Below are 15,339 nucleotides of genomic sequence, written 5' to 3'. Positions count from 1 at the left end.
CGCCGCGCCCGCAGGGCGGCGACGGCAGCGGCGACCGTGGCAGGATGTCGGACGTGAGTGGCGCGGGAGCCGGAGCATGAGCACGAGGGTCGACGATCGGCGCACCGCCGAGGCGTGGGCGCGGACCGAGCCGTTCGTCGGGCAGGTGGCGCTGCCGACGATCGCACGAGAGATCGAGGCGCGGCCGGCCGTCGCCCCCGGATTCCGCAGGCGCAGCCAGCAGCGTGCGACGGTCGTCGTGCTGTGCGTGCTCGCGCTCGCACCCGCCGTCGCGTTCGCGTCGATGCTCGCGAGCCCGGGTGCGGGCCGCACGGCGGTGCGGGTCGCGGCGGTCGTCGGCATCGCGGTGCTGCTGGCCACGCTCGTCGTGTGGCTCATGGCGCGTCGTCGCAGGGCGGGGTGGATGCTCGCGGTCGTGCTGCTGCTGGGTGCCCAGGCCGCCGCGACGGTCGTGACGTTCGACATGGTGCTCGCGGGGCGTCCGCCCGGCGCAGGCGCCGCGTGGATCCTGCTGCTCGCCTCGGCGGCGGCGCTCGGCGGGCTGCTCGTGGGCTCGGTGGCCGATGGCGGGCACGCGGCGTGGCACGCTCGTTCGCTCGTGCTCTACCGGCTCGCGCAGCGAGGGCTCGTCGACGAGGACCTCGCGACGCGAGCAGGCGACGAGCCGGTCGCGTCGTGGGCGCAGCTGCGCTGACCGAGCGGGCGGCGTCGGGGACCGGGTGGGCAGTTCTCCCCATGTCGCTCCCAGGCGTGCGCGCATAGATTCGTCTCAGGCGATCCGCACCGCATCGATGGCGCGGGCGCCACACATCGAGACCCCGTGAATGAGGTGGAACGCCGTGCCCGACGTCGTCATCAAGTACAGCGAGCTCGACACCGTGATCTCGCAGCTCGAGTCGATCGTGACCGAGCTGCGTGAGGCTGGCGACCGCTCCGGTGCGATCAGGGACGCGATCGACAAGCCCTGGGACCGCGACGAGCTGCCGGACAAGGCGCAGGACTCGGAGTCGCGCTGGAACACGAAGCGCAGCGGGCTCGCCGACGACCTCGACGCGATCCGCCAGCACGCGCAGGACATCTACGACTCGTTCCAGGAGTTCGACCAGGACGCGGCCAAGAACTTCGAGAGTGGACAGGACGCCCCCGCATGACCGACATGTGCTACGCCGACGCACGCTGGCCCCGGACGAGCGCCGGCATCGAGATCGAGCCGCTCAAGGGCGACGGGTCGGACATCGTCTCCAACGGCTCCGCCATGGTCACCGTCGGCACGAAGATGACGGCGGCTGCCGCGACGCTGCAGGCGCTCGCCGACAGCGAGGACGGCCAGCAGGGCAAGGCGGTCGACAGCCTCCGCGAGTCGGTCGGCGACTCGTACTCCCTGCTCGAGAAGGCGGGCGCGATGTACACGCCCGTCGGTCAGGCCATCGTCGACTACGGCAACGAGGTCATCCGCCTGAAGCCGATCATCGACGCCCGCGCGTCGACGGCCGAGGACCGCTGGCACGACTTCGACGGCATGCCGGGCTCGGAGGATCCCGGCGGCCGCGGCTACTTCCTCGGCATGGGGCCCGACGAGGGCAGCGCGGAGGCCGAGCAGCACGCCGAGGAGGACGAGGCGAAGCGGCAGGCGTACGAGTCGTGGCTCGAGGCGGCGTCCGACTTCCAGGGCGCCTACAACGAGTGGGAGGACGCCTGGGATCTCGCGACGAACGAGATCGACGGCACCTTCACCGACGAGCTCAAGGACGGCTTCTGGGAGGCGCTGTCGGAGTTCGCCGAGATCCTCGGATGGGTCGGTCTCATCGTCGGCGTCGCGGCGCTCATCATCGGCGGTCCGATCCTCGCCGCGATCGCGGCCGTCGTCGGCGTCATCGCACTCATCGTGACGGTCGTGCAGATGTTCAACGGCGACAAGGGCTGGGGCGACCTCGCGCTCGGCGTCATCGGCGTGCTGCCGTTCGGCAAGATCGGCATGCTCTTCGGCAAGGGCGGCTTCGGCAGCTTCGTGCGCGAGATCCCGATCACGAAGCTCGGCGACGCGTGGGAGGCGGGGGCCGACATCATGGCGAAGGGGCCGATGTCGTACTTCCGCACGAACAACCCGCTCGGCGCGTTCGACGTCGTGAGCAGGCTCAAGACCGGCATGACGGTGAACGGCTTCGACGACCTCGTGACGAAGTACGCCGACAACGCCTTCACGGGACCGTTCTCGGTGGCGAACCTCTTCTCGCCGACGACCCTCGCGACGTTCGACGCCGGCCACACGATCATCGGCCACTACCTCAAGCTCGGTGGCTACGGCCAGATGACGACGGGCCTCCCACTCAACCCCAAGGAGCAGTTCCCTATCCTCGACGTGTTCTGGTGAGCACGAGCCGAGGGGCAGCATGAGGTTGGACATCGCAGGATCGACGACCTGGCCGGGATGGCTGATCGTCCCGATCGTCGACGGTGACCTCGACGCCGCGGCGGCCGAATGGGTGCGGACTGCGTCGGCGCGGCTCGAGGAGGTGTGGCCGGGCCAGTGGCCGGGAGACCATCGCATCGAGGCGCTCCAGCAGCTCGACGCCGTCCTGCGGCACCGGCAGGAGCTGCCCGACCCGATCGTCTTCCACGCGTGGCCGACGCCCATCCCGGTGGGCGCGGTCGTGCGCGTCGGCATCATGGAGGCCGAGGGCGTCGCCGAGCTGCTGCCCACCGGTGAGCACGACGTGCTCGAGCTGCCGGGGCTCGGCACGGGCATCCGCATGTCGATCGCCACGACGGCTGCTGCGCCCAGCGGCGGCACGATGGATCTCGCGACCGAGTCGATCGTCCTGCAGGACGGCGAGGGTGCCATCGTGGTGACCGTCGCAGGCGGCGTCGCGTTCATGCTCGCCGCCGTGCGGCCGGGCCTCAACGGCCTGCTCGAGACCATGACGGCGACGTACGAGGACGGGCGGCCGTTCCGCGGGGTCCTCTCCGACGGCGTCGTCGCGCGCGAGCGCTGGGATCTGACGGTCGACGACGAGATCGTGGAGGAGTCGCGATGAGCCTGCGCGAGGAGCTGGGCGGCGCGCCCGATCCGGAGTTCACGATGCTGCTGCCACCAGGCTGGGAGCGTCACGCGCCCACGCAGGAGACGCTCGAGCGCTTCACGCGCGTCGCGCGCGGTCGCATGATGGAGGCTGGCAGGCCCGAGCTCTTCGTCGAGCTGCGGCGGCAGATCGACGGCATGTTCGCGCAGCTGCAGGAGGCGCGCGTCGTGGCGTTCTTCGCACCGCTCGAGCCGCATCCCGACACGCTCTTCGTGCCCGCATCGCTGACGGCGACGTTCCGTGCGGCGACGTCGCCGGGCTCGCTCGATGCCGCAGTGCGCACCGCGATGCGCCAGCACGACGCGCAGCCGCTGCTCGGCGACGCCCGCACGATCGTGTTCGAGCGGCAGTTCCCGCGCGAGATGGACGGCACGTCGCTCGTGGTGCACTCTCGCGTCTACATGACGCCCGTGCCGGGCACCGAGCGCAGCCGGGCGCTGCAGCTCGTGGCAGGGTTCGGCAGACCAGCGGACGCCCCGGCGGACGGCGTGCCGCTGCGGAGGCTGCGCCAGCTGTTCGACGTGTGCGTCTCGACGCTGCGCTGGGCGCCGGCACCCGTCGCACGCTGACCGAGCCGCACCGCGACCGCATGGGGACTTCTCCCCATCGACCTTCGAGCCGGGGGTCCGTAGCGTGGTCGTCATCGGGTCCGACGCGGGCCGGAACACAGACGGAAGGATTCGGACCATGACGGACTTCGGTGCCAGCTATGGCGAGATGGAGCAGGTCGCTGGGGCGCTCAAGGATGGTCGCGACGACATCGTCACGACGCTCGAGCAGCTCAAGGGCAAGGTCGACACGCTGCTCGGCGAGGACTTCAAGACGCAGCACGCGTCTGGCAAGTTCGGCGAGGGCTACGAGGAGCTGACGTCGGGTCTGACGACGGCCGTCGACGGCATCAACGACATGTCGGAGTCGCTCACGCAGATGATGCAGGCGATCCAGGGTCTCGACGAGCAGCTCGCCGGCGGCTGATCCAGCCACGAGCACGTCCGAAGGGGTCGACCACGATGGTCGGCCCCTTCGTCGTGTGCGCAGGGGCGCGGGCGCGACGCGCGTGCCTCGGCGGGCCGCGGCCGTCGATGGGCAGACCTGCCCATCGGCGCTCGCAGACCTCGCGCATAGCCTGGCGGAGACCCCAGGAGGCATCCCGTGGCCCAGGACATCCGCATCTCGTACGGCGATCTGCGCGGCGCAGTCACGAACCTCGACCACGTCGCGACGCAGTTCGCAGCGCACGACGACACGGCGGATGCCGCAGCGACCGCGGTCGGGCACGAGGGGCTCGCGCATCGCGTGCGGGAGTCGGCCGACTCGTGGGACGACAACCGTCGCGACTTCCAGGAGGCGGCGGAGGGCCTCGCGCGCGCGATCGACGACATCGTGCAGGCGTTCGTCGAGCTCGACGTCGAGCTCGCGAAGGACGAGCGATGAGGCCCGAGCCGCTTACGGGCGATCCGCACGTCGTCGACGGGCACGGCACGGCCTACGTCGGCACGGCGGAGGCGATCGAGACGGCGATCGAGCGGCTGCGGGCCATCCGCGACGAGGACTCGACCATCGCGCGCGCGTTCGACCGCGTGCGCGACGTCGCAGGCGAGGTGAGCGAGCAGATCGGCAGGGCGCGCTCGCGCTACGACGTGACGGGGCAGTCGCTCGTCGACTACGCGGCCGAGCTCGGCATCGCGCAGGCGGCCGCCGACGAGGCGCTCGAGCGCTGGGAGGTGGCCGACGTCGCCGTGGGCGACGCGGAGGACGAGCGCGCGCGACTCGCGGCATCGACGCCGGCCGACGCCGCAGACGACCCGGTCGGCGATCAGGCGGCCGTCGTCGCCGCGCACGAGGCGACGCGGCAGGAGGCGTACGACGACTGGCTCGTCGCGGCGGAGCGCAAGCGCAGCGCCGCGGAGGAGGCCGAGGCGCGCATCCGGGCCGAGATCGAGGGCTCGGGGGTCGACGACTCCTTCTGGGACGACCTGTGGGGCGGGATCGCCGACCTCTTCGCGGCGATCGCCGACGCCGTCGTCGCCGTGCTGCAGTGGATCGCGGCGGTCGTGCTCGTCGCCGTCGTCGTGCTCGTCGCCGCGGCGATCGCGGTCGCGATGCTCGCCGTCGGCGGCATCGTCGCGCTGCTGGGCGGCCTGCTGCTCGCAGCCGTGGTGCTGTTCGTCGCGAACGGCGGCGCCGAGGCGTTCGTGCGCACGCTGCTGCGCACGGGCGAGCTCGACGCCGCGCTCATGGCCGGCGCGATCGAGACGCTGCGGCGCACGGCGCCCGGCGTGCTCGCATGGCTCGTCGCACAGGATGCAGGCGACCCGTCGCTGCGGTGGAGCGACGTGAAGACCGTGGCGAGCGACCTCGGCCCCGATGCGACGGCAGGCGACCTGCTCGCCGAGCTGCAGGCGGGCAACCGCGACGTCGACGCGCTGCGCGACGCGCCGAAGGGCTACGACTCGAAGGACGCCACCATGGTGACGGTCACGGCCGTCGTCGGGGCGGACGGCGTCGTGCGCTACCGCGTGAACATCCCCAGCACGCAGCAGTGGACGACGGGCACCGACGGCATCAACGACATCGCGAGCGACGCGAACGCCAAGCTCGGCGACCGTCCCACGCAGCTCGAGCGTGCCGTGCAGCAGGCGATGGCGGAGGCCGGCGTGCCAGACGGTGCGAGCGTGCTGCTGTCCGGCTGGAGCCTCGGCGGCATCACGGCCGCGAACCTCGCAGCGGACGCCGCGTTCACCGAGCGGTACGACGTCGACGGCGTCGTCGTGGCAGGTGCGCCCGTCGACGACGTCGACGTGCCCGCGCACATCCCCGTGCTGTCGGTGGAGCACGTCGGCGATCCCGTGCCGCTGCTCGAGGACCCGCAGGGCGGCTACCACCGCGACGACGCGAACCGGACGCGCATCGAGGTCGCCCCGCCGGCGGACGCGCCGTTCGTGCCGCACGCGGGCGCAGCGTACGAGACGACGCTGCAGCAGCAGGGAGACCTGTCGGGATCCCCTGCGGAGGCGTGGGCGGATCGTGTGGGCCTCGAGCAGTTCTTCGGCGGCGACGAGCAGCGGCACTCGACGGTGTTCCAGCGCGGTGGGAGCGTGGTGCGGTGAGCGCGCGCGACAGCATCGACCTCGACGCGCTCGAGGCCGCGCTGCTGGCGGTCGACGGGGTGGTCGACGTCTCGGTCGCCGAGGTCGCGGACGGCGCCCCCTGGCGGCACGCGCTCGTCGTGCACCTCGATCTCGACCCCGCCGTCGCGGACGCGCCCGGGCCGTCGGCACGCGCCGCGCTCGCGGCGCTCGCCGCCGCGGGGCCGGCCATGCCGCGCGCGACGGTGACGTTCACGACGCACCGACCCCACGAGGAGCGGCTCGACGCCCGCCGCGTCGTCGATGCCGCGGGGGTCGCTGGGATCGGTGTCGTGTCGCGGCGATCGATCGTGGTCGACGCCCCCGAGGTGCGGGGGCTGCGATGAGGCTCGAGCTGCCGCTGCCTGGCGACTGGTACGCGGTGCCCATCGGGGAGCCCGACGCGCGCACGCGCATCCGACGCTTCGCGGAGGAGGTGCACGGTGCTGGCGACGCCGCAGCGCTCGACCGCATCCGCCTGCGCCGCCGACTGCATCTCGCGCTCGCGCACGCGCAACGGGGGAGGGCCGAGCAGCTGCACCTCGGACGCTCCCTCGGCGACGGCGTGCCGCTGCCGGCCTCGATCGCCGTCTATCCGGGCGTCGCCGTGAGCACGGCTGCCGACGCCTCGCCGCGTGCCGTGATGGATGCGCTCGTGCCGCTCGTGCTGCGAGCGGCCCATGAGCCGCAGGGCGGCTCGGCGATCGCCGGGCCCGACGACCGCGTGCTCGCGGCGTCGCGCTCGCTCGTGCTGCGTCGGCCGACGCTCGAGGACGCCGAGGTCGACGCCGTGGGTCGCCTGCCGACGCTGCGGATCGACTACTGGGTCACGGTGCCCGGCGAGCGGCACGCGCGCCTCGTGCACGTCGTCGCGCCCGCGACGCCCTTCGCGGCGCTGCTGCAGACGCTCTTCGACGAGATCGTGCTCGGCACGACGTGGCACGCCGAGGGCGGCGTCGCGGCTGCGCTGCGCGCGGCGGGCGCCCCACGCGGAGGGCAGGCCGGCTGAGGGCGTGGAACGCGAGACGGCCCCGGACCGTGAGGTCCGGGGCCGTCGACGCGAGGGAGGCGTCAGCCGACGCTGGGGATGCTCGTGAGGACGACGATGTCGGCGGGGTTCTCGAACGCCGTCGAGTCCGGGGCGACCTGCGTCAGCGGCACGCCCGTGATGGTCACGCCGTCGAGCGTGCCGGTGATGACGCCACCGACGTCCTGCACCGAGCCGCCGGCTGCGTTCGCCTGCTCGGCGATCGTCGCGAGCGTGGCGGCGCCGCCTGGCAGGAAGGCGAACGACGCGGACACGCCGGACTCCTCGGCCGTGAGGAGGCACTCGGTCGGGAGGTCGCCGATCGCCGAGGCGGGCTGGAACTCCGCGGTCGCGGCGACGAACGCCTCCTCCGGGATCTCCTGACCGGAGGCTGCGGTGAGCGAGCTGAGCTGCTCGTTCGTGCAGAGCTGGCCGTCGGCTGCGGCCTCGGTCTCCTCGGGGGCCTCGCTCGTCGTGGGCTCCGACGACTCCTCGGCGCCGCTCGAGGCGCTCGTGGTGGGCTCTGCCGACTCCTCGGATGCGTCGCCGCCGCTGCAGGCGGCGAGGCCGAGGATGCCGACGGCGGCGAACGCGACGGCGACGGGGCCGCGCAGGGCGCGGGTGGTGATGGTGGACATCGATGCTCCTCTTCGGGTGACCTCAGGAGCCTAGGGGTGTTCGAGGCCCGAAGCCTGGAGGGCGGGTGGAGGATCGTTCCGAGGGCGCTGGCCGGCACCGGCGACGGCGCGGCTCTGCCGACCAGCACGGGCGGGCGGGGCCGACCTTGACCGAGCATGACCCCTGGCCGTAGACTTGCTCGGGTGTGCGCTCACGCGCGCCCTGCGTCATGCGCGGGAAGCGGCGAACCACGCACTTGGGAAATCGGGCATCCGCCCGAGCCCCCACGGCATATCCGATGCACCACGCGAGTCCGCTCGCGCGTCGGATCACCGATGACGCCGACGGACGTCGGCAGATCACATCGATGCTGTCACCGTGCAGCAGAAGGAAGCATTCGTGCCCACCATCCAGCAGCTGGTCCGCAAGGGCCGGACGCCGAAGGTCTCCAAGACCAAGGCGCCCGCGCTCAAGGCCAACCCGCAGCAGCGAGGCGTCTGCACTCGCGTCTACACGACCACCCCGAAGAAGCCGAACTCGGCTCTGCGCAAGGTCGCCCGCGTCAAGCTCTCCAACGGCACCGAGGTCACCGCCTACATCCCCGGCGAGGGCCACAACCTGCAGGAGCACTCGATGGTGCTCGTGCGCGGCGGTCGTGTGAAGGACCTCCCCGGCGTGCGCTACAAGATCGTGCGCGGTGCGCTCGACACGCAGGCCGTCAAGAACCGCAAGCAGGCTCGCAGCCGCTACGGCGCGAAGAAGGGCTGAGAACCATGCCTCGTAAGGGACCCGCCCCGAAGCGCCCCGTCGTCGCAGACCCGGTCTACGGCGCACCGATCGTCTCGCAGCTCGTCAACAAGATCCTCCTCGACGGCAAGAAGGGCCTCGCCGAGCGCATCGTCTACGGCGCGCTCGCCGGCGTCGCGAGCAAGTCCGACCAGGACCCGGTCGTCGTGCTCAAGAAGGCGCTCGACAACATCCGTCCGACCCTCGAGGTCAAGTCGCGCCGCGTCGGTGGCTCGACCTACCAGGTGCCCGTCGAGGTCAAGCCGCACCGCGCGAACACCCTCGCGCTGCGCTGGCTCGTCTCGTACGCGAAGGCTCGTCGCGAGAAGACGATGACCGAGCGCCTGCAGAACGAGATCCTCGACGCCTCGAACAGCCTCGGCGCTGCCGTGAAGCGTCGCGAGGACACGCACAAGATGGCCGAGTCGAACAAGGCCTTCGCTCACTACCGCTGGTGACCACCCGGTCGAGGGGTGCCCGCCTCGGGCGCCCCTCGACCCCACCCGCCAATCCACTCCAGTAAGGAACCCCTGTGGCACAAGACGTGCTGACGGACCTCACGAAGGTCCGCAACATCGGCATCATGGCGCACATCGATGCCGGCAAGACGACGACCACCGAGCGCGTGCTCTTCTACACGGGCGTCAACCACAAGATCGGCGAGACGCACGATGGCGCCTCGACGACCGACTGGATGGAGCAGGAGAAGGAGCGCGGCATCACGATCACGTCTGCCGCCGTGACCTGCTTCTGGAACGGCACCCAGATCAACATCATCGACACCCCCGGCCACGTCGACTTCACGGTCGAGGTCGAGCGGTCGCTGCGCATCCTCGACGGCGCCGTCGCCGTCTTCGACGGCAAGGAGGGCGTCGAGCCCCAGTCCGAGACCGTCTGGCGTCAGGCCGACAAGTACAACGTGCCGCGCATCTGCTTCGTCAACAAGATGGACAAGCTCGGCGCCGACTTCTACTTCACGGTCGACACGATCGTGTCGCGCCTCGGCGCGCGCCCCCTCGTGCTCCAGCTGCCCATCGGCTCCGAGTCGGACTTCGTCGGCGTCGTCGACCTGCTGTCGATGAAGGCCTTCGTGTGGCCCGGCGACTCCAAGGGTGACGTCACCATGGGCGCCAAGTACGAGATCCAGGAGATCCCGGCCGACCTGCAGGCGAAGGCCGAGGAGTACCGTGCGCGGCTCGTCGAGGCGGTCGCCGAGGCGGACGACGCCCTCATGGAGAAGTTCTTCGACGGCCAGGAGCTGTCGATCGCGGAGCTCCAGCTCGGCATCCGCAAGCTGACCATCGACGGCTCGGCCTACCCCGTGCTGTGCGGCTCGGCGTTCAAGAACCGCGGCGTCCAGCCGATGCTCGACGCCGTCGTGTCCTACCTCCCGAGCCCCCTCGACGTGCCGCCCGTGCAGGGCCACGACGTCAAGGACCCCGAGATCGTCATCGAGCGTCGTGCCGACTCGACCGAGCCCTTCGCGGCGCTCGTGTCGAAGATCGCCGTGCACCCGTTCTTCGGCCGTCTCACGTACATCCGCGTCTACTCGGGACACCTCGACTCCGGCGCCCAGGTCATCAACTCGACCAAGGGCAAGAAGGAGCGCATCGGCAAGATCTTCCAGATGCACGCCAACAAGGAGATCCCCGTCGCCTCGGTGACCGCCGGCCACATCTACGCCGTCATCGGCCTCAAGGACACCACCACCGGTGACACCCTGAGCGACTCGGCCAACCAGGTCGTGCTCGAGTCGATGACCTTCCCGGCTCCCGTGATCGAGGTCGCGATCGAGCCGAAGACGAAGGCCGACCAGGAGAAGCTCGGCGTCGCGATCCAGAAGCTCGCCGAGGAGGACCCGACCTTCCAGACCGAGCTCAACCAGGAGACCGGTCAGACGGTCATCAAGGGCATGGGCGAGCTGCACCTCGACATCCTCGTCGACCGCATGCGTCGCGAGTTCAACGTCGAGGCCAACATCGGCAAGCCGCAGGTGGCCTACCGCGAGACGATCAAGTCGACGATCGAGCGCTACGACTACACCCACAAGAAGCAGACCGGTGGATCCGGTCAGTTCGCGAAGGTGCAGATCAAGCTCGAGCCGATGGAGGTCACCGCCGAGACGACCTACGAGTTCGTCAACGCGACGAGCGGTGGCCGCGTGCCCCGCGAGTACATCCCCTCGGTCGACGCCGGCATCCAGGACGCCATGCAGGTCGGCGTGCTCGCCGGCTACCCGACGGTCGGCGTGAAGGCGTCGCTCCTCGACGGTGCGGCGCACGACGTCGACTCGTCGGAGATGGCGTTCAAGATCGCAGGATCGATCGCGTACAAGGAGGCGGCCCGCAAGGCGCAGCCCATCCTGCTCGAGCCGCTCATGGCGGTCGAGGTGCGCACGCCCGAGGAGTACATGGGCGACGTCATCGGCGACCTGAACTCGCGTCGCGGCCAGATCCTCTCCATGGAGGACGCGGCGGGCGTGAAGGTCGTCAAGGCCGACGTCCCGCTGTCGGAGATGTTCGGCTACGTCGGCGACCTGCGGTCGAAGACCTCGGGTCGAGCCGTCTTCTCGATGGAGTTCTCGAGCTACGCCGAGGTTCCGAAGGCGGTCTCCGAGGAGATCGTCCAGAAGACCAAGGGCGAGTGAGCCCGGCCGGGTTCGTCCCCAGGGGCGAGCCCGGCTACCATAACTGCATACCCCAGAACAGCTTCGTCGCCGCGCGCGCGGAGCAAGCAAGACGTCCTAGGAGGACATAGTGGCCAAGGCCAAGTTCGAGCGGACCAAGCCGCACGTCAACATCGGAACGATCGGTCACGTCGACCACGGCAAGACCACGCTCACGGCAGCGATCTCGAAGGTCCTCGCCGACAAGTACCCGTCTGCGACCAACGTGCAGCGCGACTTCGCCTCGATCGACTCCGCTCCCGAGGAGCGCCAGCGCGGCATCACGATCAACATCTCGCACGTCGAGTACGAGACGCCGAAGCGCCACTACGCGCACGTCGACGCTCCCGGTCACGCCGACTACATCAAGAACATGATCACGGGCGCCGCGCAGATGGACGGCGCGATCCTCGTGGTCGCCGCGACCGACGGCCCCATGGCGCAGACGCGCGAGCACGTGCTGCTCGCGAAGCAGGTCGGCGTGCCGTACCTGCTCGTCGCGCTCAACAAGTCGGACATGGTCGACGACGAGGAGATCCTGGAGCTCGTCGAGCTCGAGGTTCGCGAGCTGCTGTCGTCGCAGGACTTCGACGGCGACAACGCACCCGTCGTGCGCGTCTCGGGCCTCAAGGCTCTCGAGGGCGACGAGAAGTGGTCGCAGGCGGTCCTCGACCTCATGGAGGCCGTCGACGAGTCCATCCCGGACCCGGTCCGCGACAAGGACAAGCCGTTCCTCATGCCCGTCGAGGACGTCTTCACGATCACCGGTCGTGGCACGGTCGTCACGGGTCGCGCGGAGCGCGGCACGCTCGGCATCAACTCCGAGGTCGAGATCGTCGGCATCCGCCCGACGCAGAAGACCACGGTCACGGGCATCGAGATGTTCCACAAGCAGCTCGACGAGGCATGGGCAGGCGAGAACTGCGGTCTCCTGCTCCGTGGCACGAAGCGCGAGGACGTGGAGCGCGGCCAGGTCGTCGTGAAGCCGGGCTCGGTCACGCCGCACACCAACTTCGAGGGCACGGCCTACATCCTGTCCAAGGACGAGGGTGGGCGTCACAACCCGTTCTTCACGAACTACCGCCCGCAGTTCTACTTCCGCACCACCGACGTCACCGGCGTCATCTCGCTGCCCGAGGGCACCGAGATGGTCATGCCCGGCGACACCACCGACATGTCGGTCGAGCTGATCCAGCCGATCGCCATGGAGGAGGGCCTCGGCTTCGCCATCCGTGAGGGTGGCCGCACGGTCGGCGCCGGCACGGTGACGAAGGTCCTCGCCTAAGTCTCCGACTGCATCGACGAGCAGGGGGTCCGCATCATGCGGGCCCCCTGCTTCGTCGTGCGGGGCACGGCGGCGGGCAGCGCCGCCGTGCCGCGCGCTCGCAGGCGACGGTGCGATGATGGTCGCATCCGGCGACCCCGACCACTGGAGCAGACGCATGCCCAAGGCGCTCATCACCGGCATCTCCGGCCAGGACGGCCTGTACCTCGCCGAGCTCCTGCTCGAGAAGGGCTACGACGTCACGGGCCTCATCCGCGGGCAGTTCAATCCCAAGGAGCCCCTGGTGCGGGCCGCGGTGCCCGACGTCGAGCTCGTCGCGGGCGACCTCACCGACCCGCTCGCCCTCGCGCGCGTGCTCGACACGTCGCAGCCGACCGAGGTCTACAACCTCGGCGCCATCTCGTTGGTCGCCTACTCGTGGCAGAACGCCTCGCTCACGAGCGACGTGACGGGCAAGGGCGTGCTCAACATGCTCGAGGCCACGCGGCTGTACGCGGGCGGCTCGAAGGACGTGCGCTTCTACCAGGCGTCGTCGTCGGAGATGTTCGGCCGCGTGCAGGAGGTGCCGCAGCGCGAGACGACGCTGCTGTGGCCGCGTTCGCCCTACGGCGTCGCCAAGGTCTTCGGCCACTACATGACCATCAACTACCGCGAGTCGTACGACATGCATGCCTCGAGCGGCATCCTCTTCAATCACGAGTCGCCGCGGCGCGGGCCCGAGTTCGTGACGCGCAAGGTGTCGATCGCCGTCGCGCGCATCGCGCTCGGCCTGCAGGACACGATCGTCATGGGCAACCTCGAGGCGAAGCGCGACTGGGGCTTCGCAGGCGACTACGTCGACGCGATGTGGCGCATGCTGCAGCAGGACGTCGCCGACGACTACGTCGTCGCGACCGGCGAGACGCACTCGATCCGCGAGCTGCTCGACGTGGCCTTCCGCGTCGTCGGCATCGACGACTGGACGCCCTACGTCGAGCAGAGCCCCGAGTTCATGCGCCCCGCGGAGGTGGACCTCCTCATCGGCGACCCCGCCAAGGCGCGCCGTGCCCTCGACTGGGCGCCGAAGGTCGGCTTCGAGCAGCTCGTGCAGATGATGGTCGAGCACGACCTGCGCGAGCAGCGTGCGCATGTCGCCTGAGCGCGTCTTCGTCACGGGCGCATCCGGGCAGGACGGCGGCCTGCTCGTCGGGCGGCTGCTGGCGGAGGGCGCCGACGTCGTCGCGCTCGTGCGTGCGCAGGACGAGGGCTCCAGCCGGCTGAGCGACGCGGGCGTCGACGTGGTCGTCGGCGACCTCGGCGATCTCGACGGCCTCGCTGCAGCGGTCGACGCCGCGTCGCCGTCGCTCGTGGTCAACCTCGGCGGCATCTCGTCCGTCGCCGAGTCGTGGCGCGCCCCGGCGCGCACCGGCCTCGTCTCGGGCGCCGCCGTCGCCGCGATCGTCGAGGGCGCGTGGCGCGTCGAGGCGCGCACGGGGTCGGCGCCGCGGCTCGTGCAGGCGTCGTCGTCGGAGATCTTCGGCGATGCGGCCACGACGCCGCAGACGGAGGAGACGCCCATCGCGCCCGTGTCGCCCTACGGCACGGCGAAGGCATACGCGCACCGCATCGTCCAGCTCGCTCGCGCGCGCGGCATGCACGCGTCGAACGCGATCCTCTACAACCACGAGTCGCCAGACAGACCCATGTCGTTCGTGACCAGGAAGATCACGCACGGCGTCGCGCGCATCGCCGCAGGACTCGACGAGGGACTCGCGCTCGGCACCCTCGACGCCGCTCGCGACTGGGGCTGGGCGGCGGACTCCGTCGACGCCATGCTGCGCATCGCGCGCGCCGACGAGCCAGGCGACTGGTTCGTCGCCACCGGCGAGGCGCGCACGGTACGGGAGTTCGTCGGTGCCGCGTTCGCCGCAGTCGGCATCGACGAGTGGCAGCACCTCGTGACGATCGACGAGCGCTTCGCGCGCCCAGCCGACGTCGCGACGATGGTCGGCGACGCCACGCGTCTGCGCACCCGTCTCGGGTGGCGACCGACGGTCGCGTTCGCCGACGTCGTGGGCGCCATGGTCCGAGCGGACCTCGCCCTCGTCGCCGCGGGCGAGACCACGGCGCCGTAGCCGCCGTGGTCGGACGCTAGGCTGTTCGACCGTGGTGGACATCATCGACTTCGACCTGCAGACGACGAGCATCGACGGCCTCGCGCTGATCCGCATGAAGCAGATCACCGACGACCGCGGCACCGTGCGGGAGTTCTTCCGCTCCTCCGCGTTCGAGGCGGCGGGCCATGCGCTGCCCGCGTTCCAGCAGGTCAACGTGACCGAGACGAAGCCGGGCGGCATGCGCGGCATGCACGGCGAGTCCATGGTGAAGCTCATCGCGATCGCCCACGGCACCGCATACGGGGCTTGGGTCGACACGCGTCCCGACTCGCCCACGCGCGGCGCGGTCTTCCAGACCGACCTGCAGCCCGGCACGCAGATCCTCGTGCCCGAAGGCGTCTGCAACGGCTTCCAGTCGACGGGCGACACCCCGACGCAGTACGTCTACTGCTTCACGAGCGAGTGGGTGCCCGGCATGGCCGGCGTCGCCATCACGCCGCTCGACCCCGAGCTCGGCATCCTCTGGCCCATCGAGCCCGACCGCGACGACCGGTCGATCATCAGCCAGAAGGACCTCGACGCGCCGACGCTCGCAGAGGTGCTCGCGGGGCCATGACCGCACCGGTCGCACCGGACGCCGCGCCCCGGGGGGGG

18 protein-coding genes are annotated in these 15,339 nt (G+C 70.7%); 17 read left to right on the top strand and 1 reads right to left on the bottom strand.

Translation table 11 applies throughout. The annotated features are described in order from the left end of the window. The first annotated feature begins 76 nt into the window (after positions 1–76). From ACZ6H8_RS10835 to ACZ6H8_RS10790, 10 genes are all read left to right on the top strand, one after another. Entirely contained in the window at positions 77–694 is a 618-nt protein-coding gene (locus tag ACZ6H8_RS10835) for a hypothetical protein (RefSeq protein WP_464146834.1), read from the top strand. 145 nt (positions 695–839) lie between these two features. Then, on the top strand, positions 840–1,151 hold the full coding sequence (locus ACZ6H8_RS10830) for a hypothetical protein (RefSeq protein WP_464146832.1): 312 nt from the start codon (positions 840–842) through the stop codon (positions 1,149–1,151). Continuing rightward, entirely contained in the window at positions 1,148–2,371 is a 1,224-nt protein-coding gene (locus tag ACZ6H8_RS10825; RefSeq protein ID WP_464146831.1) for a DUF308 domain-containing protein, read from the top strand. Before ACZ6H8_RS10830 ends, ACZ6H8_RS10825 begins: the two co-directional genes overlap by 4 nt. A gap of 19 nt (positions 2,372–2,390) precedes the next feature. After that, the gene (locus tag ACZ6H8_RS10820; protein WP_464146830.1) at positions 2,391–3,035 is read left to right on the top strand and encodes a hypothetical protein; all 645 of its coding nucleotides are present in this window, start codon (positions 2,391–2,393) and stop codon (positions 3,033–3,035) included. Next, positions 3,032–3,649, top strand: coding sequence for a hypothetical protein (locus tag ACZ6H8_RS10815; RefSeq protein ID WP_464146829.1), 618 nt, complete (start codon positions 3,032–3,034; stop codon positions 3,647–3,649). The genes ACZ6H8_RS10820 and ACZ6H8_RS10815 overlap by 4 nt, the downstream gene beginning before the upstream one ends. Before the next feature lie 118 nt (positions 3,650–3,767). Next, positions 3,768–4,055, top strand: coding sequence for a WXG100 family type VII secretion target (locus ACZ6H8_RS10810; RefSeq protein ID WP_464146828.1), 288 nt, complete (start codon positions 3,768–3,770; stop codon positions 4,053–4,055). 177 nt (positions 4,056–4,232) lie between these two features. Further along, positions 4,233–4,514, top strand: a complete 282-nt coding sequence (locus ACZ6H8_RS10805; protein WP_464146827.1) for a hypothetical protein — start codon at positions 4,233–4,235, stop codon at positions 4,512–4,514. Further along, entirely contained in the window at positions 4,511–6,190 is a 1,680-nt protein-coding gene (locus ACZ6H8_RS10800; RefSeq protein ID WP_464146826.1) for a hypothetical protein, read from the top strand. Before ACZ6H8_RS10805 ends, ACZ6H8_RS10800 begins: the two co-directional genes overlap by 4 nt. Further along, a complete protein-coding gene (locus ACZ6H8_RS10795) occupies positions 6,187–6,555 on the top strand; it encodes a hypothetical protein (protein ID WP_464146825.1) in 369 nt (122 codons plus the stop codon). Before ACZ6H8_RS10800 ends, ACZ6H8_RS10795 begins: the two co-directional genes overlap by 4 nt. Beyond that, complete coding sequence (locus tag ACZ6H8_RS10790) at positions 6,552–7,217, top strand: hypothetical protein (protein ID WP_464146823.1); 666 nt, start codon at positions 6,552–6,554, stop codon at positions 7,215–7,217. Before ACZ6H8_RS10795 ends, ACZ6H8_RS10790 begins: the two co-directional genes overlap by 4 nt. A gap of 62 nt (positions 7,218–7,279) precedes the next feature. On the opposite strand, the gene ACZ6H8_RS10785 is transcribed toward ACZ6H8_RS10790, so the two are convergent. Then, a complete protein-coding gene (locus ACZ6H8_RS10785) occupies positions 7,280–7,873 on the bottom strand; it encodes a hypothetical protein (protein WP_464146822.1) in 594 nt (197 codons plus the stop codon). 379 nt (positions 7,874–8,252) lie between these two features. Between ACZ6H8_RS10785 and rpsL the strand changes: the two genes are divergently transcribed. The 7 genes from rpsL (at position 8,253) to ACZ6H8_RS10750 (ending at position 15,301) form a co-directional block, all read left to right on the top strand. Continuing rightward, the gene (rpsL, locus tag ACZ6H8_RS10780; protein WP_092506783.1) at positions 8,253–8,621 is read left to right on the top strand and encodes a 30S ribosomal protein S12; all 369 of its coding nucleotides are present in this window, start codon (positions 8,253–8,255) and stop codon (positions 8,619–8,621) included. A gap of 5 nt (positions 8,622–8,626) precedes the next feature. Beyond that, positions 8,627–9,097: a 30S ribosomal protein S7 gene (rpsG, locus tag ACZ6H8_RS10775; protein WP_464146820.1), complete on the top strand. Its 471-nt coding sequence runs from the start codon at positions 8,627–8,629 to the stop codon at positions 9,095–9,097. Positions 9,098–9,171: 74 nt separating this feature from the next. Continuing rightward, positions 9,172–11,286, top strand: a complete 2,115-nt coding sequence (gene fusA, locus ACZ6H8_RS10770) for an elongation factor G (protein ID WP_464146819.1) — start codon at positions 9,172–9,174, stop codon at positions 11,284–11,286. Between the two features lie 109 nt (positions 11,287–11,395). Next, a complete protein-coding gene (gene tuf / locus ACZ6H8_RS10765) occupies positions 11,396–12,589 on the top strand; it encodes an elongation factor Tu (RefSeq protein ID WP_464146817.1) in 1,194 nt (397 codons plus the stop codon). A 157-nt stretch (positions 12,590–12,746) separates the two neighbouring features. Then, on the top strand, positions 12,747–13,727 hold the full coding sequence (locus tag ACZ6H8_RS10760) for a GDP-mannose 4,6-dehydratase (RefSeq protein WP_464146847.1): 981 nt from the start codon (positions 12,747–12,749) through the stop codon (positions 13,725–13,727). Next, positions 13,717–14,703, top strand: coding sequence for a GDP-mannose 4,6-dehydratase (locus ACZ6H8_RS10755; RefSeq protein WP_464146815.1), 987 nt, complete (start codon positions 13,717–13,719; stop codon positions 14,701–14,703). Before ACZ6H8_RS10760 ends, ACZ6H8_RS10755 begins: the two co-directional genes overlap by 11 nt. Positions 14,704–14,734: 31 nt before the next feature. Next, positions 14,735–15,301 (top strand): dTDP-4-dehydrorhamnose 3,5-epimerase family protein, encoded by a 567-nt coding sequence (locus ACZ6H8_RS10750; protein WP_464146814.1) that lies wholly within the window; start codon positions 14,735–14,737, stop codon positions 15,299–15,301. Positions 15,302–15,339: the final 38 nt, after the last annotated feature.

The organism is Agrococcus sp. AC640b, assembly GCF_979255995.1.
Note: the sequence above shows the minus strand (reverse complement) of the source record. Positions and strands in the feature narration are given on the sequence as shown.

Coding starts and splice junctions, on each gene's coding strand:
- rpsG (WP_464146820.1), top strand. CDS start 8,627: ATGCCTCGTAAGGGACCCGCCCCGAAGCGCCCCGTCGTCGCAGACCCG.
- ACZ6H8_RS10815 (WP_464146829.1), top strand. CDS start 3,032: ATGAGCCTGCGCGAGGAGCTGGGCGGCGCGCCCGATCCGGAGTTCACG.
- ACZ6H8_RS10800 (WP_464146826.1), top strand. CDS start 4,511: ATGAGGCCCGAGCCGCTTACGGGCGATCCGCACGTCGTCGACGGGCAC.
- ACZ6H8_RS10755 (WP_464146815.1), top strand. CDS start 13,717: ATGTCGCCTGAGCGCGTCTTCGTCACGGGCGCATCCGGGCAGGACGGC.
- ACZ6H8_RS10825 (WP_464146831.1), top strand. CDS start 1,148: ATGACCGACATGTGCTACGCCGACGCACGCTGGCCCCGGACGAGCGCC.
- ACZ6H8_RS10790 (WP_464146823.1), top strand. CDS start 6,552: ATGAGGCTCGAGCTGCCGCTGCCTGGCGACTGGTACGCGGTGCCCATC.
- ACZ6H8_RS10785 (WP_464146822.1), bottom strand. CDS start 7,873: ATGTCCACCATCACCACCCGCGCCCTGCGCGGCCCCGTCGCCGTCGCG.
- ACZ6H8_RS10820 (WP_464146830.1), top strand. CDS start 2,391: ATGAGGTTGGACATCGCAGGATCGACGACCTGGCCGGGATGGCTGATC.
- ACZ6H8_RS10835 (WP_464146834.1), top strand. CDS start 77: ATGAGCACGAGGGTCGACGATCGGCGCACCGCCGAGGCGTGGGCGCGG.
- ACZ6H8_RS10810 (WP_464146828.1), top strand. CDS start 3,768: ATGACGGACTTCGGTGCCAGCTATGGCGAGATGGAGCAGGTCGCTGGG.
- ACZ6H8_RS10760 (WP_464146847.1), top strand. CDS start 12,747: ATGCCCAAGGCGCTCATCACCGGCATCTCCGGCCAGGACGGCCTGTAC.